This is a genomic window from Agrobacterium sp. rho-8.1 (genome assembly GCF_033957725.1).
Lineage (GTDB): Bacteria > Pseudomonadota > Alphaproteobacteria > Rhizobiales > Rhizobiaceae > Agrobacterium.
On sequence record NZ_CP192788.1, the window covers coordinates 2,099,512 to 2,117,449 of the forward strand.

Consider the following 17,938-nt stretch of genomic DNA (forward strand, 5'->3'; position numbering starts at 1 on the left):
TGGAAAGTTAGCCCTTATGCAGAAAAGAACGCGGTGATAACCTCCAGGATGTCGATGACTGGAGGAGATATCATCATGATTACTTCAAACAGCATGCCCAGCTCTGACGTTGGCAAAAGCCAATCTCAGGCACTACCCACCACCGAATTGATCAACCGTCTGGCGTCCGAAATGCGGGCGGTGGGGGATCGCGATCTACCACTCTCCTTTTACGCCGAACAGGTCAAACGCAGACTGGCGAACGAGGCAGCCGCCAATGCCAATGATGGCAGGGTAAAACTAACCCGCGCACCAGCCGCCGCAACATCGTCCGTTTTCCATTGCTGGGCGCTTTCAGAAAAAGCCTGAGAATGGCATCTCACATCTATCGCAATCTTTCATTTTAGCGGGGCAAAGCCTTCCATCCGAAGAGCTCTGCCCTGCAAAGCGATGAAAAGACGCCATAGCAATAAAGCTTTGCGTTAACTCACTTCCGCAACAACAGCCTCTAGCTTGCCTATCAAGGTTGACCGGTCGAGTGAAAAGTTGAACTCGATCCACTTCTCTTCAAGCTCTGCTAGAATTTGACCAACCTTTGGCCCGGGTGCGACGCCCGCCGCGAGAATGTCCGCTCCCGACAATGGGAATACGGGCCGCTCGAACTTTTGCGCACGCGCAAGCAGCGCAGACAATCTCGCGATTTTCTGCATCGCGGCGTCACCCGCCGAAACATCCGCTCGCGCCGCTGAAAGCGCCAGCTGCAGCCGCAAGATCATGCCTTCGACGCCCTGCCGGTAAAGCAGCCGGTCAAACGCTGCGTCCGTGATAGCCGGGTCGATGATTGGGGCAGACGCCCATTGCTTTAGGCGTTTGGCTTCAGCATTCGACATGCGCAGCCGTGATGACATCACGGCAATCCGCTCCACGTCCGGCGGAACGATGGCGGAGAGCCGCAAGGCCGCATCTGGCGCCCAGCCCAGCGCCTGCTCTGCCGCGACCAATCCATGAATGGCATCGATGCCCCATTTTTCCGTCTCCGGGAAAACCTGTGCCAGGACGCCGGACTGCCGCATCCACAACAGCGCCCGCGATGGATCGGTGGCGCTGAGCAGCTTCTTCATCTCGCTCCATACACGCTCGGCCGAAAGCGTCGAAATCTTGTCCTTGGCGCGTGCACTTGCCCTCAGCCCATCCGCATCTGGACGCCCGGAACCATAATGAGCAAAGAAACGGAAGAAACGGAGAATGCGCAGATAATCCTCGGCGATGCGCTGGTCGGCATCGCCAATAAAGCGGATATTCCGTTTTTCCATGTCCGGCAGGCCACCGATCAGGTCGATCACTTCACCCGACGCGTCTGCGTAAAGCGCATTGATGGTCAAGTCGCGTCTTTCAGCATCTTCCGTCCAGTTGGTACCGAAGGCGACCTGTGCGTGGCGGCCATCGGTTTCCACATCGCGGCGCAGCGTCGTGACTTCGAAGCCTTCACCATCCAGAACCAGGGTGACCGTGCCATGTTCGATGCCGGTCGGCACAGCCTTGATGCCCGCGTTCTTTGCCCGCTCCACCACGTCCTGCGGCAACAACGTCGTTGCCATGTCGATATCGCCGATCGGAATGCCCATCAGCGCATTGCGCACCGCGCCGCCCACGATTCGTGCTTCACCGCCATCCGCATTCAAAAGCGCCAAGATCCGCTGAAGAGCCGGTTTTGAAAACCACTCTTGTTTGGCGATGTTGCTCATGAATAGAACCTCTCGTAAATGCTGCGCACGATGCCCGCCGTAATGCCCCAGATGTAGCGCTCGCCATAGGGCATTTCGTAGAAAAACCGTTCCCTCCCCTGAAAGATCCGACTGCCGCGCGTGTGGTTATCGGGATTCATGAGAAAAGACAGCGGCACCTCGAACACATCGTCCACCTCTGTCGGGTTGAGCGTGAGCTCAAAGCCGGGCCGGACCGTAGCGAGGATCGGCTTGATGCGGAAACCTGTCCCGGAAATATAATCCGGCAACCGACCCACGGTCTCGACAAAAGAACGGGATAGCCCAATTTCTTCTTCCGTTTCGCGAAGAGCGGCATCTTCAGGCGAGCGGTCTTCCTGATCGATACCGCCGCCGGGAAAGGAAATCTGGCCGGAATGTTTGCGAAGCGTGGCCGTGCGTTGGGTGAAAATGACCCGCGCCTCATCGCCATAATCCACAACCGGCACCAGCACGGCGGCGTCTTTCAAGCGAATACCTTCCCCCGTGAGCCGCACACCGGGGTTGAGAATATGGTCACCGTTGTCCGTATCCTCTCGCTCGGCCACACCCTCGCCTTCTGAAAGGACACGGCGCAGGAAATCGGCGGCGGAAAATTCCATGATATCTGAAATCATCGTGACAGCGCATCCAGTTCTTCAGCAGGCATGATGGGGAAAACTTCCCCAGCGGAGCGCACAGAAAACATCTCTTTACCTTCGACTTCAATGACTTCGCCCAGTTCCACCAGATCGTACATGACTGCGCGTGAGACCAGCGCCTCCAGTCGTCCACGCACCAGAAGGTAGGGCTTCAACTCTTTGTTTTCACCAGCAATTTCGAAACGTAACGGATGATCTGGCCCAATCTCCACCATATCGCCGACATTGGTGCGGAATGTAAGAAGCGGCTCGCCGTCTTTTTCGCCTGCATTCATCTCCACGGCGATGAAAGGTGCATCGACCACGCGGATGCCAACTTTTTCCACAGGCGTCACAAGGTAGGTCTTGCCGTCTTCATCCTTGCGTAAAACGGTGGAAAACAAACGTACCAACGGCGCGCGTCCAATCGGCGTACCCATATAGAACCACGTACCGTCAGGCCGGATTTCCATGTCGAGATCGCCGCAAAAGGGTGGGTTCCAGCGCTCCACGGGTGCAGGACCACGTGCTTTATCTCCGGTTTGTTCAGCAGCATGGGAAATCATTGCGGCCAGTCCTGCCGCGTCCGTTGCCGAATTTATCGTTTCAAGCGCCATATTAGAGCCCTGCTTTGTCACCTATTGAAGTCTTCGTTACAGGTAACGAGATAGTCATTCGAAGGATGCTTGTCAGCGGGCAGTATGGCAATAAGCTATAGGCAGCGCGAAATCCGTCCTGTATGCGATTGAGTTACCGTTACGAAGCGATGACCGCGGCTTAAGTTTGAGGAGAGCGATATGGGCATGATGAACACCAGCGAAACCCTCGACGAAAAGGCGATTATCGCCGCGGCCGAAAAGGCGCTGTCGGATATTGCGGCCGTAAGGGCGGAAGTTTCCAAGGTGATCTTTGGTCAGGAAAAAGTGGTGCAGAACACGCTTCTCGCCATTCTCTCCGGTGGCCATACGCTGCTGGTGGGCGTCCCGGGTCTGGCCAAGACCAAGCTGGTCACCACGCTCGGTACGGTCCTTGGCCTTGATGCCAACCGTATTCAATTCACGCCGGATCTCATGCCATCGGATATTCTCGGCTCCGAAGTGATGGACCAGGACGAAAGCGGTCGCCGCTCGTTCCGCTTCATCAAGGGACCGATTTTCGGTCAACTGCTCATGGCTGACGAAATCAACCGTGCCAGCCCTCGCACACAGTCTGCGCTGCTGCAGGCCATGCAGGAATATCACATTACCGTCGCTGGCCAGCGCTTCGATCTGCCCAAGCCGTTTCACGTTCTCGCGACCCAGAACCCGCTGGAGCAAGAGGGCACCTATCCGCTGCCGGAAGCCCAACTCGACCGTTTCCTGCTTCAGGTCGATGTCGATTACCCTGATCTGGCCGCCGAACGTCAGATCCTGCTCGACACCACGGGCACGGCATCAGGCGAAGCCCGCCGCGTCATCGAGGCGGAACGTCTTGTCGAGATACAGACGCTCATTCGCCAGATGCCGGTCAGCGACAAGGTCGTTGATGCCATTCTTGCATTGGTGCGCTCGGCACGCCCCGGGCACGGAAATGCTTTGACGGATAAGAATGTTGCATGGGGCCCAGGCCCGCGCGCTGGTCAGTCGCTCATGCTGACGGCACGTGCCCGCGCGCTCTACGAAGGTCGTCTAGCGCCATCACTGGATGATATCTATGCACTGGCAGAGCCTGTTCTGGAACACCGCATGGCGCTGACTTTTGCGGCACGGGCAGAAGGCATGTCGGTACGCGATGTGATCGCCGGCCTCGTGGAACAGGCGAAAAACTGACCATCAGGTCAGATAAGGAGTGCATGTGGCATCCATCGGCCAGATCGTAGAGCAGACGCACGGCAGTGACGTCCTTGCCCGTGCCCGACAGCGTGCGGCCTTGGTTCCCGATTGCATGGTGGAAGCCAAACGCATCGCTAATACCGTGACCGCCGGATGGCATGGCCGTCGCAAACGCGGCATCGGCGAGAACTTCTGGCAGTTTCGCCCCTATGCGGACGGCGAAAGCCTGTCACGTATCGACTGGCGTCGTTCTGCCCGCGACGACCATACCTATGTCCGCGACCGGGAATGGGAAGCAGCGCACACCATCTGGCTCTGGGCCGATCTCTCGCCATCGATGATGTTCAAATCGACGCTCGGCTCTGTTTCCAAGGAAAGCCGTGCGCTTGTTCTGATGCTGGCGCTGGCGGAAATCTTGGCGCGTTCCGGCGAGCGTATCGGTTGTCCCGGCATTATGGAGCCAGTGTCGGCACGCAATGCCGCCGAGCGCCTTGCAACCGCCATCATGCACGCGCCTGCGACCACGGGCGTGCCCGACACTGCGATGATCCGTGGCTCCAGCGATCTCGTGGTAATCGGTGACTTTCTGGATGATGCGACAACCATCATGGAACGCCTATCGCCACTGGCGCGCCGAGGCATGCGAGGCCATGTGGTAGAAATTGCCGACCCTGCCGAAGAGGTCTTCCCCTACAGTGGTCGCACCGAATTTTCCGACCCCGAAACCGGCGAGAAGCTGACATCCGGCCGTGCCGAAACCATTCGCGACGACTACACCCGCGCCTATCTCGCACGACGTGATGCGTTATCGTCTTCGCTTCGTCGCCTGGGCTGGAATTTCGTGTTCCACCGCACCGATCATCTCGCGTCCGAAGCACTTGTGGCCATGCACATGTATCTGTCCGGCACGCCGTCTACCGGCAAAAACGGAGGAAGGACATGAGCGCCCTGCCCTTCGTTTTCACCAGTCCGTTTATTCTCGTCGGCCTTCTGGCGCTCCCTGCCATCTGGTGGCTGTTGCGGTTGACACCGCCACGCCCGCAGGCGGAAGTATTTCCGCCGCTGCGCATTCTCGCAACGGTGCTGAAGCGCGAGGAAACGCCCTCCAAAAGCCCTTGGTGGCTAACGCTCTTACGCATGCTGCTTGCCGCTGCGGTTATTTTCGCGCTGGCCGATCCCGTCGTCAACCCACGGAACAACACACTGGCAGGCGACGGCCCGCTGGTGTTGATCGTGGACAATGGCTGGGCGGCGGCACCGGATTGGAACCGCCGCGTGCAGACCGCGCAGGCTCTGATCGGAGATGCCGAGCGAGCCGAACGCCCCGTTTCCATAACCTTCACAGCAGACCGTGACCATGATGCAGAACCCGGCACAACGGCGATCGCACTGGAAAAGCTGGCTGCCGCCAAACCGCAACCCCTGGTGCCGGACCGCGTTCGCGCGGCCCAGGCCGTCAGCGAAGCCATGAATGGCGCAGCACCCGGTACTTTGGCCTATATCACCGATGGCGTTGCAACCCCCGGCGATCAAACAGCGCTGAGCAGCCTTGCCGCCGTGAAAACCTCAGAGTTTCGTATGGTCGAGGGCGATGGACAGGGGATAACGGCCATTACGGGCGCGGACAATGGCGCTGAAACCATGACCGTTTCGCTCTCCCGTCTCGATGCCAGCAGCCCAGCCAGCCTCACGGTCAACGCACAGGATAGTCAGGGCCGGATTCTCGCCAGCAACAGCGCAACCTTCGCTCCCGGTGCGGCGGAAACCACCGCTGTGTTGAGCGCGCCCTTTGAACTGCGAAACGACTTTGCCCGCCTCTCCGTCGACCGGCTGGCAACCGCAGGCTCGGTGCATCTATTGGATGACGGCTTCCGACGTCGCCGTGTGGCGCTGCTGGCCGGCGAAACTGGCAACGATTTCCAGCCACTGCTCCAGCCGTTGTTTTATATTAGCCGCGCGCTTCAGCCCTACGTCGATCTGGTGCCGCAGCGACAGGCCGACCTCGCCGTTGCGATTCCTGAACTTCTACAATCCAATCCGTCTGTTATCGTCATGGCCGATATTGGTCGACTGCCGCAGGAAACCTATGCGCCTATCCAGCGTTGGCTGTCGCGCGGCGGCACGCTGATTCGTTTTGCAGGACCACGCCTCGCCGCCGCTCCTGCCGATGACCCGCTGGTACCAGTGACATTGCGTCAGGGCGAACGCGCGCTCGGCGGCGCCTTGTCATGGGCAGAGCCTCAGCCGCTAGCGGATTTCCCGAATTTCGGCCCCTTTGCTGGCATGCCCAGAGCAGATGGTATACAAATCAAGCGGCAGGTTTTGGCCGAGCCGACACCTGATCTTTCTGAACGTACATGGGCAAGCCTTGCCGATGGCACGCCTCTGGTCACCACCCGCAACGTCGATGCAGGCCGCATTGTCCTGTTCCACGTCAGCGCAGAAGCCAGTTGGTCGGATTTGCCGATCTCCGGTCACTTCGTAGAAATGTTGCGCCGCATCGTTCAGCTTTCGCAAGTCGGCGGCTCATCAGCGTCTGCCAGTGCACCGGCCGCCGCCTTATCGCCCTATCGCCTGCTGACGGCGACAGGTTCGTTGTCGCCAGAAATCGGCACCGCCCGCCCGCTGGAGACGAAACCCGGCCAAGCCCCACGCGCCAGCTTCGACAATCCTCCCGGTCTTTACGGCACTGAATCCGGTTTCGTCGCGCTCAACCTGTTGCCTCCGAATGCCACGCTCCGCCCGATGGACACCGCGCTGGCGGGCACGGCCACCACGCGGGAAGGTCTCGTTGGCGAGGCCGCGAGATCGCTCCGTCCTGCCCTCTTCATTGCGGCCCTTCTGATGCTGTTTGCCGATACGCTCATCATTCTCTTCATGAATGGCGTCTTTTCGCGCCTGCCACGTGGCCGTTCATTCGCTGCGGGGATCCTGCTCGCCTTTGCGGCAGGCCTGACGGTCCTCTCGCCCAATACAGCCCGGGCCGACGATCCGAAGCCGGGTGACGACGCTATTTTCGAGCGGCTTGATACGACACATCTTGCCTATGTCCGCACCGGTGAGGACGATGTCGACCGCGTCTCTGAGCAGGGTTTGCAGGGTCTCACCGAATTCATGACATGGCGCACCACCCTAGAGCCAGGCCAGCCGGTGGGTCTGGATATCTCGAAGGATGAGCTATCCTTCTACCCGATCATCTACTGGCCGATCTCGGCAACTGCCCCCATGCCCTCAACTGCTGCCATCTCCCGTATCGACGCTTACATGCGCGCAGGCGGGACAGTGCTCTTCGATACACGCGACCAGTTCTCGTCTGCCGAAAACATGGGCGGCACCAGCGCCAGTGGTAAACGTCTTCAGGAAATCCTGGCCAATGTCGATATTCCACCACTGGAACCCGTGCCGAAGGATCATGTCCTCACGCGCTCCTTTTATCTGATGAACAATTTTCCAGGCCGCTACGCGGGCAGTCCGCTTTGGGTGGAATCTCGACAGGATGCCGCAAAGACGACCTCAGGTATTTCATCGTCCGGCGATGGCGTATCGCCCATCATTATCACCGGCAATGATTTTGCAGGCGCATGGGCAGTCGATGCCAATGGAGCGCCGGTGCTGCCGACCGTGCCGCCCGATGAGGTGCAGCGCGAACATGCCTTCCGCACCGGCGTCAACATCATGATGTATATGCTGACTGGCAACTATAAAGCCGATCAGGTGCATGTGCCCGATATCCTCCAGCGGTTGGGGCAATAGCATGACACTGACCTTCGCTCCCTTCCTGCCGTGGATCGCGATCGGCATTCTCGCTGCCGCCGCTTTCGTCCTTGCCATTATCGGTCTTTGGCGCGGTGTGCGTGGGGCTTGGTTGCGTGGTCTGGCACTGGCTGCCCTTCTGCTCGCAATCTCCAATCCGCTTCTGACGAATGAGGAACGCGACCCGCTTTCCACCATTGTTCCTGTGATCGTCGACCGCTCGCAGAGCCAGGATGTGCAACAACGCACGGCGCAGACCGATCAGGCACTGGCGACATTAAAGGAGCGCCTTGCCCGCTTCCCGCGCATCGAACCACGTATCGTGGAAGTAGAGAACGACGCCAACAGCGATGCCCCGGCTACCAATCTGTTCTCATCGCTGGCAGCAGCCGTTTCGGATGTTTCGCCATCGCGCGTCGGTGGGGCCATTTTCCTGAGCGACGGACAAATCCACGATATTCCGAACGTCGCCCCCAATATTGAGCAAACACTGGGCTTCAAGGCGCCCATACACGGCCTGATTACCGGGCGTGCGGATGAATTCGACCGGCGCATTGAAGTGGTCCGCGCACCGCGCTTCGGCATCGTCAACGAGCAGCAAGAACTGACATTGCGCGTCTTCGATGATGGTCGCTCTCAAGGCGGTCAAGCGGAAGTCACGGTCAAAATGAATGGCGAGGAAATCGCGAGGCTCGAGGCCACGCCCGGCCAGCCGCTTCCCTTCAGCTTCAAGGTTCCTCGCGGCGGCAACAACGTCATGGAATTTTCAGTGGCTGAGCTATCAGGTGAAGTCACCGCCAGCAACAATCGCGCTGTTCACGTCATCGAAGGCATTCGCCAGAACCTGCGTGTTCTTCTGGTGTCAGGCGAGCCGCATGCGGGAGAGCGCGCATGGCGCAACCTGCTGAAATCCGACACGTCTGTGGACCTTGTGCATTTCACCATCTTACGCCCACCCGAAAAGCAGGATGGCACGCCGATCAACGAGCTGTCGCTAATCGCTTTCCCGACGCGTGAGCTATTCGTGGACAAGATCGAGGACTTCGATCTCATCATCTTTGATCGTTACCAGCATCGCGGCGTGCTGCCGATCCTGTATTATGATTACATCGCCCAATATGTCGAAAAAGGCGGGGCGCTTCTGATTGCCGCCGGCCCCGAACATGCGGGACAAGACTCGATTGCCATGACGCCGCTCGCATCCGTTCTGCCAGCGCAGCCGACGGGCGAGATGCATCAGGCAGCCTTTTATCCGCGCCTTTCCGAAGCAGGCAAGAAGCACCCTGTCACACGCGGCCTTGAGGGTTCTGGCGAAGAGCCCCCGAAATGGGGTCGTTGGTTCCGAACTGTCGGCGTTGAGCAACCGCAGGGCCAGACCGTGATGCTGGGCGACGGACAGGACCCACTGCTGGTTCTGAACCGTCAGGGTGAAGGCCGCGTAGCCATGCTGCTCTCCGACCAGGGCTGGCTTTGGGCGCGTGGCTTTGAAGGTGGTGGTCCACATGTGGGCCTTTACCGCCGCATCGCTCATTGGTTGATGAAGGAACCCGAGCTCGAAGAGGAAGCGCTGACAGCCCGGGCCAACGGTCGTACACTGGAAATCACGCGACAGACCATTGGTGACAACCCCGGTAATGCGATCGTCAAGTTTCCCACTGGCAAGACCGAAACCATGGCGTTCACGCAAACGGAGCCAGGTCTATACAAAATCGAACGCCGTATGGATGAAACCGGCCTTTACGAAATCACCAATGGCGATTTCACCACTCTGGTGCATGTCGGTGCAGTCGATGCACCAGAATTCAAGGCGATGATCTCCACCACCGAACCATTGAAGCCCGTCGTTGACGCGACCAAGGGCAGCATTCATCGTGTCGTCAATGACGATGGCCGCGTCGTTCTGCCCGACATCCTGCCCGTGCGCGGCGATGTGCGGGTGGCGGATAATGACCGGATGCTCATTCGTTTGACGGATGAGACCGTCTTGAAGGGCGTCAACACGCTGCCGCTCTTTGCCGGTTTTGCAGGTCTTGCCGCACTGCTCATGGCGTTTTCGGCGCTTTGGTGGCGTGAAGGCCGATAATGGAACCGGTTATCACCATCAGTAACGCTGCCGACAAGGATAGCGAAGCAGCCGTATTCACGGCACTGAAAGCCTACAACCTCGCTCGTTTCGGCCCCAGCGACTGGCAGGAACTGGTCATCTCGCTACGCGACGAAGACGGCAAAGTCATCGGCGGCCTTTGCGGCCACACCGCCCGCAGCTGGCTTTACACCCGTCTGCTGTTCGTACCGGAAGACATGCGCGGCCAAGGCCTTGGCGCCAGATTGCTCGCCATGGCCGAAGACGAAGCCCGCAAGCGCGGCTGCAAAGGCGCCTGGATCGATACGATGAGCCTGGATGCGCTGGTCGTGTATCAAAAATGCGGTTACGAGGTCTTTGGCCAGATCGAGAACTTCAGCGACACAGACTCACTGAGTTATTTGAAGAAACTGTTTATCTAATCACGCTCGCTTGTTGTGTCTGCCAGCATCCGTTTGCGCCTTTTTCTAGTCACATTGTGGGAATCGAACGTGTTGGTTCAAGGCTTATGACTCAGAATAAAAGCTGCCGGAAGTGACGACGGCTTTTATTGCATTCACTCGACTTTAAAGCAAAGCTATCATCCCGTTGCGAGGAGAAGCGCAGGAAGAACCGGCTCCACGACTGTCGCTTCTTCGCAATTCCGCCACGCAATCTTGCCCTGTAAACGCTCATGCGCATCACCCGCCAAGGGCACGACGAGGACCCGGTTCAGATCAACGGGACCGGGGAAATCCAGCGCGCCATAGGCCACCTTCTCGAAACCGAGCGGCATGTAGTATGGCGGATCGCCGATCAGGATGACGCCTTCCGACCCCTTGCGCTTGGCGGCGGCAATCGCGATCCGGACAAGCTCGCGCCCGATGCCGAGGCACTTGTGAGAAGGACGAACGGCGAGAGGTCCGAGCATGTGCCCTTTGACGCCACCCGCCAGAACTGGTGTCATGCGAACAGACGCAATCGTCTCTCCATCATCTGCACAGATATAGGAAATCGAACGGTCGTGTGGTCCCTGCTCGCGGATGCGGGCAGCAGCACGGGTATGACGGCCAGGGCCAAAAGCTTCTGCATTGATGAGTTCGATAATGGCGTCATGAGACGCGTCTTCGGTAAGATAGACCAGTTCGTGCTTGGACATGAAGGGACCGGAACGTTAGATACGGATAGGACGATGTGACGGCTGCGCCGGTTAAGGCGTTTGGAGCGTCAGCGTCGTCGGAGCATCCGTGTTGCGGTCATAAATCAAAATTCCCTCAGAATTGTGATTAAGGCGGATATCAGGAATATTCCGGTCCGTCCAGAACAAATCCGCCCCTCATGTCATTGACGTCTTGATCGCACAAAACGAAACGCACTGTTCACCGCCTTTTGGGGTTCGCCCAGGAGCGCCCATGTCCTAGAGTGCGGTTTAACAGGTAAAGGAGATAAGCGTATGGGTATGCTGGTGGAAGGTGTCTGGAATGACGTCTGGTATGACACGAAGGAAACCAAGGGCCACTTCAAACGCAGCGCCTCGCAATTTCGCAACTGGGTAACATCAGATGGCGAGCCCGGCCCTTCCGGCGAGGGCGGTTTCAAGGCTGAGAAAGATCGCTATCACCTGTATGTATCCCTCGCCTGCCCGTGGGCGCACCGCACACTGATCTTCCGCAAATTGAAAAAGCTCGAAGACCTTATTTCCATCTCTGTGGTTGATCCGCTGATGCTGGAAAACGGCTGGGAATTCAAGGCGAATGACGCACGCACCCCGGGCGCGACGGAAGACCATCTTTTCGGCTTTTCCGCCATGTGGCAGGTTTACACGAAAGCCGACCCACACTATTCCGGCCGTGTTACCGTGCCGGTCCTCTGGGACAAGCAAAAGGACACGATCGTCTCGAATGAATCGGCTGATATCATCCGCATGTTCAATAGCGCTTTCGACGCTCTGACAGGATCAAAAGCAAATTATTATCCCGAACCGCTTCGCGCGGAGATCGATACGTTGAATGATCGCATCTATGACGCCGTCAACAACGGCGTCTATAAGGCAGGCTTCGCGACCACCCAGGAAGCCTACGAGGAAAGCGCGACCAAGCTTTTTGAAACGCTGGACGTTTTGGAAAATCAACTGGACAACAAGCGCTTCCTGCTGGGTTCGCAACAGACGGAAGCTGACTGGCGGCTGTTCACGACACTGGTGCGGTTCGATCCGGTGTATGTCGGTCATTTCAAATGCAACATCCGCCGCATCCATGACTATCCCAACCTGACAGGTTATCTACGCGATCTCTACCAGACATCAGGCGTGCCCGAGACGGTTAATCTCCGACACATCAAAGAACATTATTACCGCAGCCACAAAACCATCAACCCAACCGGCATTGTGCCCATCGGCCCGGAGCTTGATCTGGACAGAGCGCATGATCGGCAACGGCTGGATTAAGCTACCACCAATGATCCGGTGCACCGTTGCACGTCAGTTCCGCAAGGCGCCTGCGGGTAGCGGGCGTCGTACCCACCGGTAACGCATCCAGCGGAAAAAATCCGCTCTCGCTGATTTCCCGGTCTGGCACCTTTGCTTCGGTCTGCGCCACCTCAAGGCGATAAAACAGCACGTGGTCGCGGTTGCTTGTGCGATTGTTGAAATAGACATGGACAAGCTGCGGCGTAGCTGTCGCGACGAGGTTGCCCTCCTCGCGGATTTCCTTATGCAACGCTTGCAGTGACGTCTCGCCGCGCTCTACGCCACCGCCGGGCATATGCCAGCCCGAGATGTACGTGTGCCGCACCAGAAAAACCCGGCCCTGCGCATCGAAACAGGCACCACGAACACCAAGCGTCATTCCCCGACTCAAAAAGAAAAACGTGTGCAGCAAGCGTTTGGCGACATTTCGAAGCAACCGTCGGAACCCTTCGCCACGCCCAAGGTTTTCATTCACGTCTCAACTCTCCGTCAACTGGTAGAAGATAAACCAGATACTGCTTCACACTTCGACGTTCAGCGCTTATCCCTTTGAAATATAGAGGCTTGGCATTGTACGCGCCAACATGGATAGATTATGTCTGAACGCATGTTCAAACTCGCTCATATTTCCGACATCCATCTCGGACCGCTGCCCAAACTCACTTTCCGTGAGCTTGCGTCAAAGCGTATCCTTGGCTTTGTGAACTGGCGGCTCAACCGCCGCAAGCACCTTTTCAGCGATACGCTGGAAAAGGTGGTGGACGATATGGAAAGCAAGGCGCCGGACCATGTTGCCATCACCGGCGACCTGGTCAATCTGGCAACCGGCATAGAAATCCGTGCCGCAGCCGATTGGCTCGAGGAAATCGGCGATCCGCTGAAGGTCTCCGTCGTCCCAGGCAACCACGATGCCTACGTCCCGGGCGCACATGACAAAGCCATGGCCGCCTGGTACCCCTTCGTACGCGGCGACGGCGATCCGGAAAACTGGGACGAAGATCGCAAAATCTTCCCCTACATGCGCGTGCGCGGACCGGTAGCGATGATTGGGTGTTCGACATCCATCGCTACACCACCCTTTTCCGCCACCGGGTATTTCGGCCGAAGACAAGCGCGTGCCACGGCGGAGCTGCTGAAAAAAGCCGCGGAACAGGGTCTGTTTCGCGTCGTGATGATCCACCATCCACCCATTCGCGGCGCGGCGGCCGCGCATAAGCGTATGATCGGCATTCGCCGCTTTGCCGCAGCTATAAGCACGGGCGGTGCGGAACTCGTGCTTCACGGCCACACCCATCTCAACACTGTCAACTGGCTGACCACGCATCGGGGACGCGACCATACGCCGGTGGTCGGCATCGCATCTACGAGCCAAGGGCCCGGCGGCAAGAAGCCTCGCGCAGGGTACAATCTTTTCCACATAGACGGTGGCCCCGGCACCTGGAACGTGACGTGCGAGCGCTTTGGCCTGAATGAAAAAGGTACCGGCGTGGAGCTGGAGGACGTGCGGGTATTCTACACCAACGGCAAACCTCTTGGATTCAGCAATCCGGTGGAACAGGGGGAAGAGGAGTAAGGGGTGTTGATAAGAACTCCCTCATTCCTGTGCTTGTCACAGGAATCCAGCGGCCATGCGTCTGCATGACGGAAGAAAGGTTTTTATCAGCATATTTACGAATTTATCTTTCCCCATCGAACCATTCATGGCGAACTCATAAACCGTGCAGATAGTGGGAAATGTCCTGCCAATCAGGGTTGGTATTTTCGATAAGGTTCATTTTCCACTGGCGGGGCCACTTCTTGATCGTTTTTTCGCGCGTGATAGCGCTCGTCAATAAGTCATATTCTTCAAACCAAACGAGTGTTTTAACACCGTATCTCGAGCTAAAGCCTGGAGTCAGTTCGTTTTGATGCTCAAAAAGCCTATGGGATAAATTCTTTGTCACGCCGGTGTAAAGCGTGCCATTTCTTTTCGATGCAAGGATATAGACGTAACCTTTCATACATCGACAATGCACAATTAATGATTGCATTTCAATAAAACTGCTGAGACTTCCGCCCATAACCGCTGGGCGGAACATCTCTCTGCCGCGCAGACGCGCGGCAACTGGATCCCTGTGACAAGCACAGGAATGAGGGTGCTTACGCCTTCGGCGCACGCTCATCCAACACCCGGTTGGCGGCTGAAACAATGGCTTCGAGCGAAGCGGCGACGATGTTGGTGTTGACGCCCGCACCGAAGAGCTTTCCATCGGGATGCTCCATCTCGACATAGGCAATGGCCGACGCGTTGGAACCGTGTTGCAGCGAATGTTCGGAGTAATCATTCACAGACAGGTCGATGCCGAGGTAAGTGGACAACGCGTTGATGAAGCCATCGATCGGACCGGTTCCCTTTCCTTCGATACGCTTGATCTCGCCATTGTCGGTAATCTCGGCGGCCACCACGCGCACGCCCTTGTAGTCACCAGCCGGATAGGTGTGGTGGTCCACGAACTTGATGCGGGCATTCGGCTGCGTTACATATTGCTCGATGAAGCGTTCATGGATGCGCTTGGCTGGCAATTCCACGCCTTCCTCATCGGTGATGCGCTGGATTTCCTCACGGAACTCCACCTGCAGATTGCGTGGCAGGTTGATGCCGTAATCCTGCTGCAGAATATAGGCGATGCCGCCCTTGCCGGACTGCGAGTTGATACGAATGATCGCCTCGTAGGAGCGACCAACGTCTTTGGGATCGATCGGCAGATATGGCACTTCCCACACGGGATGGTTGGCAATCTTGATGGCCTTCATTCCCTTGTTGATCGCATCCTGGTGCGAGCCGGAAAAAGCCGTATAGACCAGTTCACCCACATAGGGATGGCGCTCGGGGATCGTCATCTCGTTGGAATACTCATAGACCGACTTGATGTGCTCGATATCGCGGCAATTGAGTTCAGGATCGACGCCCTGCGTGTACATGTTCAAGGCCAGCGTCACTACATCGACGTTGCCGGTGCGTTCGCCATTGCCGAACAGCGTGCCTTCCACACGGTCAGCACCCGCCATCAGGCCCAGTTCGGTGGCGGCGATGCCTGTGCCACGGTCATTGTGCGGATGCAGCGAAATGATGACGTTTTCGCGGTTGTCGATGTTGCGGCACATCCACTCGATCTGGTCGGCATAGATGTTCGGTGTCGCCATTTCAACGGTCGATGGCAGGTTCAGGATCAGCTTGTTGTCCGCCGTCGGCTTCACGACTTCAACGACCGCGTTGCAGATCTCCAACGCCACATCCAGCTCGGTGCCGGTGAAGCTTTCCGGTGAATATTCGAAACGGAACCCGCCACCGGCCTTGGCCGCCATATCGGTAATCATCTTGGCTGCATCGACAGCAATCTGCTTGATACCAGGTACATCCTTGGCAAATACCACACGACGCTGCAACTCGGAGGTGGAGTTGTAGAAGTGAATGATCGGGTTCTTGGCACCTTCCAGTGATTCGAACGTGCGGGTAATCAGTTCCGGGCGGCACTGTACCAGCACCTGCAAGGAGACATCTTCCGGCACACCGCCCTGCTCCACGCACCAACGGGCAAAGTCGAAATCCGTCTGCGAGGCAGAAGGAAATCCAATTTCGATTTCCTTGAAGCCCATTTCCAGCAGCAGCTTGAACATGCGCGCCTTGCGATCATGCCCCATCGGGTTGACCAGCGACTGGTTGCCGTCACGCAAATCGACCGAACACCAGATCGGTGCCTTGTCGATGGTTTTCGATGGCCAGGTGCGGTCCTTGATGTCGATGACCGGGTAAGGGCGATACTTCACGTTCGCATCCGGCATGCCCTTGGAAATCTGAGAGGTCTTGGCGTCCATAATCTTGCTCCTTCCACGCATCGCGGGCTGAAAAGCCTTTCGCCAATGCGCGCCCAAACGGGCCTTAAATCCAGTATGAAATGAGATTTCGAGTTGAGGAGCGTTCGTGCCAGCGGGCTTTCGGCCGCCGGGCGCTCCTCACTGGACCCGGCAACCGCGTGTAAGGTCGAGGCTAAGAAGCGAGAGTGCACCGCACGGCGAAGGCTTCGCAGAAATCTGCGTGCTCATGCCGAAAATGGTTGCGATGCGGTTGGTCATAAGAATCTTATAGGGGGCGAAATATTCAGTTGCAAGCGCATCTTTAGTTTTTCGCGCGTTTGACGAAACTGGTCAAAGCCATCATCAATCCACCGCCCAGCAGTCCCCAGAACGCACCGGAAATGCCGCCGAAGGACAGGCCCGACGCGGTGATGAGGAAAGTGATCGCGGCGGCTTCGCGGGTTTCGGGCTCCTTGAAGGCGGCGACGGCTGAACCGGAGAAGGCTCCGACAAGGGCAAGCCCGGCGACCGCCTGAATGAGAATGGGCGGAGCCAAGGCCACGAATGCCGTCACCACGCCCGCCAGAAGACCCAGAATGACATAACCGACGCCACCGATCAGTGAGGCCCAGTAGCGTCGCCTCGGATCGGCATGGGCGTCCTCACCCGCACACATGGCCGCCGTTATGGCTGCAAGGTTGACGGCATGTCCACCAAATGGCGCTGACAGCAGCGAGAAAAAACCCGTGACGGCGAAGAGTTGGCCCGGCTTGGGGTCGTAATGATTGACCTTCAGGACCGCGATGCCCGGAATATTTTGCGATGCCATGGTCACGATGAACAGCGGCAACGCGATGGACACCAACGCCTGAAGGTTGAACACCGGCAGGACGAATTCCATCGGTGGCGTGAGTGACTGGACGACATTGTCGAGTGCGCCAGACGGTATCTCGACGCCAAAAATCATCACCAGCACGAAGGCAGCCAGTGCTGCCGGGACCGCCCAGAGCCGCTTGAAAGCACCAACCACGATCCATGCCAGAATGATCGGAAGACCAAGCGCCGCATTGAAACCGATAGCTTTGACGGGCGCAAAACACAGCCCGATGATGACGCCGGATAGCATGGCATTGGCGAGCGGTGCGGGAATGGATGCCACCGCTTTTCCCAGCGGTCGGAAAAGTCCAGCGACAATGATCAGCGCCGCACAAAGGATAAACGCCCCGACAGCGGCTGGAAACCCGGCTTCGACCACGCCTGTCGTTGCCAGAAGTGCCGCCCCCGGTGTGGACCAAGCGATGCTGACCGGCAGGCGGGTTATGGAGGACAGCACAATGGCGCATATGCCCATCGACACCGAAAGCGCCATCAAACCGGACGCCGCCTCGAAATCAGTCGCGCCCACGCCTTTCAGCCCTTGAAGGACAACAGCGAAGGAGCTGGCGAAGCCGACGAAAGCAGTCAGGCACCCCATAAAAAGGCTTTGAACGGAGAAGTCTTTCAGCATGACGGGACTCTGGAGATTGATCATCAAAAGATCCCTACCCCAGATCAAAAAACAACCACGCTGGCAAGACGATGCCGCGCCGTTCGGTTACGCATCCAAGAACACAAAGGCAGGACCGTTTGATTTGATGCTGAGTACAACA

Annotated in this window: 16 protein-coding genes; 8 read left to right on the forward strand and 8 right to left on the reverse strand. The window is 57.7% G+C overall.

Annotation, left to right across the window (positions count from 1 at the left end; translation table 11 throughout):
• The first annotated feature begins 75 nt into the window (after positions 1-75).
• Positions 76-348 (forward strand): hypothetical protein, encoded by a 273-nt coding sequence (locus RMR21_RS10490; RefSeq protein WP_498667965.1) that lies wholly within the window; start codon positions 76-78, stop codon positions 346-348.
• A 113-nt stretch (positions 349-461) separates the two neighbouring features.
• On the opposite strand, the gene RMR21_RS10495 is transcribed toward RMR21_RS10490, so the two are convergent.
• Genes RMR21_RS10495 through RMR21_RS10505 form a run of 3 tightly spaced genes read right to left on the reverse strand, consistent with a single transcriptional unit; the run spans position 462 to position 2,979 of the window.
• Positions 462-1,724 (reverse strand): CCA tRNA nucleotidyltransferase, encoded by a 1,263-nt coding sequence (locus tag RMR21_RS10495; protein ID WP_498667966.1) that lies wholly within the window; start codon positions 1,722-1,724, stop codon positions 462-464.
• Positions 1,721-2,359 (reverse strand): NUDIX hydrolase, encoded by a 639-nt coding sequence (locus RMR21_RS10500; protein WP_498667967.1) that lies wholly within the window; start codon positions 2,357-2,359, stop codon positions 1,721-1,723. The genes RMR21_RS10495 and RMR21_RS10500 overlap by 4 nt, the downstream gene beginning before the upstream one ends.
• Positions 2,356-2,979, reverse strand: coding sequence for a DUF1285 domain-containing protein (locus tag RMR21_RS10505; RefSeq protein WP_498667968.1), 624 nt, complete (start codon positions 2,977-2,979; stop codon positions 2,356-2,358). Before RMR21_RS10505 ends, RMR21_RS10500 begins: the two co-directional genes overlap by 4 nt.
• A gap of 180 nt (positions 2,980-3,159) precedes the next feature.
• Between RMR21_RS10505 and RMR21_RS10510 the strand changes: the two genes are divergently transcribed.
• Genes RMR21_RS10510 through RMR21_RS10530 form a run of 5 tightly spaced genes read left to right on the forward strand, consistent with a single transcriptional unit; the run spans position 3,160 to position 10,431 of the window.
• Positions 3,160-4,170: an AAA family ATPase gene (locus RMR21_RS10510; RefSeq protein ID WP_498667969.1), complete on the forward strand. Its 1,011-nt coding sequence runs from the start codon at positions 3,160-3,162 to the stop codon at positions 4,168-4,170.
• A gap of 25 nt (positions 4,171-4,195) precedes the next feature.
• Positions 4,196-5,116 (forward strand): DUF58 domain-containing protein, encoded by a 921-nt coding sequence (locus RMR21_RS10515; protein WP_498667970.1) that lies wholly within the window; start codon positions 4,196-4,198, stop codon positions 5,114-5,116.
• Positions 5,113-7,926, forward strand: a complete 2,814-nt coding sequence (locus RMR21_RS10520; RefSeq protein ID WP_498667971.1) for a DUF4159 domain-containing protein — start codon at positions 5,113-5,115, stop codon at positions 7,924-7,926. The genes RMR21_RS10515 and RMR21_RS10520 overlap by 4 nt, the downstream gene beginning before the upstream one ends.
• Position 7,927: 1 nt before the next feature.
• Positions 7,928-10,009: a hypothetical protein gene (locus RMR21_RS10525; protein WP_498667972.1), complete on the forward strand. Its 2,082-nt coding sequence runs from the start codon at positions 7,928-7,930 to the stop codon at positions 10,007-10,009.
• Entirely contained in the window at positions 10,009-10,431 is a 423-nt protein-coding gene (locus RMR21_RS10530) for a GNAT family N-acetyltransferase (RefSeq protein WP_498667973.1), read from the forward strand. Before RMR21_RS10525 ends, RMR21_RS10530 begins: the two co-directional genes overlap by 1 nt.
• A gap of 158 nt (positions 10,432-10,589) precedes the next feature.
• Here the strand turns inward: RMR21_RS10530 and RMR21_RS10535 are convergent, their stop codons facing one another.
• Positions 10,590-11,147, reverse strand: coding sequence for a GNAT family N-acetyltransferase (locus RMR21_RS10535; RefSeq protein WP_498667974.1), 558 nt, complete (start codon positions 11,145-11,147; stop codon positions 10,590-10,592).
• A gap of 294 nt (positions 11,148-11,441) precedes the next feature.
• On the opposite strand from RMR21_RS10535, the gene RMR21_RS10540 reads away from it, so the two are divergent.
• Positions 11,442-12,434: a glutathione S-transferase family protein gene (locus tag RMR21_RS10540; protein WP_498667975.1), complete on the forward strand. Its 993-nt coding sequence runs from the start codon at positions 11,442-11,444 to the stop codon at positions 12,432-12,434.
• Position 12,435: 1 nt separating this feature from the next.
• Here RMR21_RS10540 and RMR21_RS10545 read toward each other — a convergent pair whose 3' ends face one another.
• Positions 12,436-12,834 carry an NUDIX domain-containing protein gene (locus RMR21_RS10545; protein ID WP_498667976.1) on the reverse strand — a complete coding sequence of 133 codons (399 nt, stop codon included), beginning with the start codon at positions 12,832-12,834 and terminating at the stop codon, positions 12,436-12,438.
• 228 nt (positions 12,835-13,062) lie between these two features.
• Between RMR21_RS10545 and RMR21_RS10550 the strand changes: the two genes are divergently transcribed.
• Positions 13,063-14,028, forward strand: coding sequence for a metallophosphoesterase family protein (locus tag RMR21_RS10550; protein WP_498670133.1), 966 nt, complete (start codon positions 13,063-13,065; stop codon positions 14,026-14,028).
• Between the two features lie 136 nt (positions 14,029-14,164).
• Here RMR21_RS10550 and RMR21_RS10555 read toward each other — a convergent pair whose 3' ends face one another.
• The 3 genes from RMR21_RS10555 to RMR21_RS10565 all read right to left on the reverse strand — a co-directional run bounded on the left by RMR21_RS10555 (position 14,165) and on the right by RMR21_RS10565 (position 17,796).
• Positions 14,165-14,455, reverse strand: coding sequence for a GIY-YIG nuclease family protein (locus tag RMR21_RS10555; RefSeq protein WP_498670134.1), 291 nt, complete (start codon positions 14,453-14,455; stop codon positions 14,165-14,167).
• A gap of 139 nt (positions 14,456-14,594) precedes the next feature.
• Positions 14,595-16,310, reverse strand: coding sequence for a 2-isopropylmalate synthase (gene leuA, locus RMR21_RS10560; protein ID WP_498667977.1), 1,716 nt, complete (start codon positions 16,308-16,310; stop codon positions 14,595-14,597).
• 301 nt (positions 16,311-16,611) lie between these two features.
• Positions 16,612-17,796 carry a benzoate/H(+) symporter BenE family transporter gene (locus RMR21_RS10565; protein ID WP_498670135.1) on the reverse strand — a complete coding sequence of 395 codons (1,185 nt, stop codon included), beginning with the start codon at positions 17,794-17,796 and terminating at the stop codon, positions 16,612-16,614.
• Positions 17,797-17,938: the final 142 nt, after the last annotated feature.

Coding starts and splice junctions, on each gene's coding strand:
- RMR21_RS10490 (WP_498667965.1), top strand. CDS start 76: ATGATTACTTCAAACAGCATGCCCAGCTCTGACGTTGGCAAAAGCCAA.
- RMR21_RS10495 (WP_498667966.1), bottom strand. CDS start 1,724: ATGAGCAACATCGCCAAACAAGAGTGGTTTTCAAAACCGGCTCTTCAG.
- RMR21_RS10500 (WP_498667967.1), bottom strand. CDS start 2,359: ATGATTTCAGATATCATGGAATTTTCCGCCGCCGATTTCCTGCGCCGT.
- RMR21_RS10505 (WP_498667968.1), bottom strand. CDS start 2,979: ATGGCGCTTGAAACGATAAATTCGGCAACGGACGCGGCAGGACTGGCC.
- RMR21_RS10510 (WP_498667969.1), top strand. CDS start 3,160: ATGGGCATGATGAACACCAGCGAAACCCTCGACGAAAAGGCGATTATC.
- RMR21_RS10520 (WP_498667971.1), top strand. CDS start 5,113: ATGAGCGCCCTGCCCTTCGTTTTCACCAGTCCGTTTATTCTCGTCGGC.
- RMR21_RS10525 (WP_498667972.1), top strand. CDS start 7,928: ATGACACTGACCTTCGCTCCCTTCCTGCCGTGGATCGCGATCGGCATT.
- RMR21_RS10530 (WP_498667973.1), top strand. CDS start 10,009: ATGGAACCGGTTATCACCATCAGTAACGCTGCCGACAAGGATAGCGAA.
- RMR21_RS10535 (WP_498667974.1), bottom strand. CDS start 11,147: ATGTCCAAGCACGAACTGGTCTATCTTACCGAAGACGCGTCTCATGAC.
- RMR21_RS10540 (WP_498667975.1), top strand. CDS start 11,442: ATGGGTATGCTGGTGGAAGGTGTCTGGAATGACGTCTGGTATGACACG.
- RMR21_RS10545 (WP_498667976.1), bottom strand. CDS start 12,834: ATGACGCTTGGTGTTCGTGGTGCCTGTTTCGATGCGCAGGGCCGGGTT.
- RMR21_RS10550 (WP_498670133.1), top strand. CDS start 13,063: ATGTTCAAACTCGCTCATATTTCCGACATCCATCTCGGACCGCTGCCC.
- RMR21_RS10555 (WP_498670134.1), bottom strand. CDS start 14,455: ATGAAAGGTTACGTCTATATCCTTGCATCGAAAAGAAATGGCACGCTT.
- leuA (WP_498667977.1), bottom strand. CDS start 16,310: ATGGACGCCAAGACCTCTCAGATTTCCAAGGGCATGCCGGATGCGAAC.
- RMR21_RS10565 (WP_498670135.1), bottom strand. CDS start 17,796: ATGCTGAAAGACTTCTCCGTTCAAAGCCTTTTTATGGGGTGCCTGACT.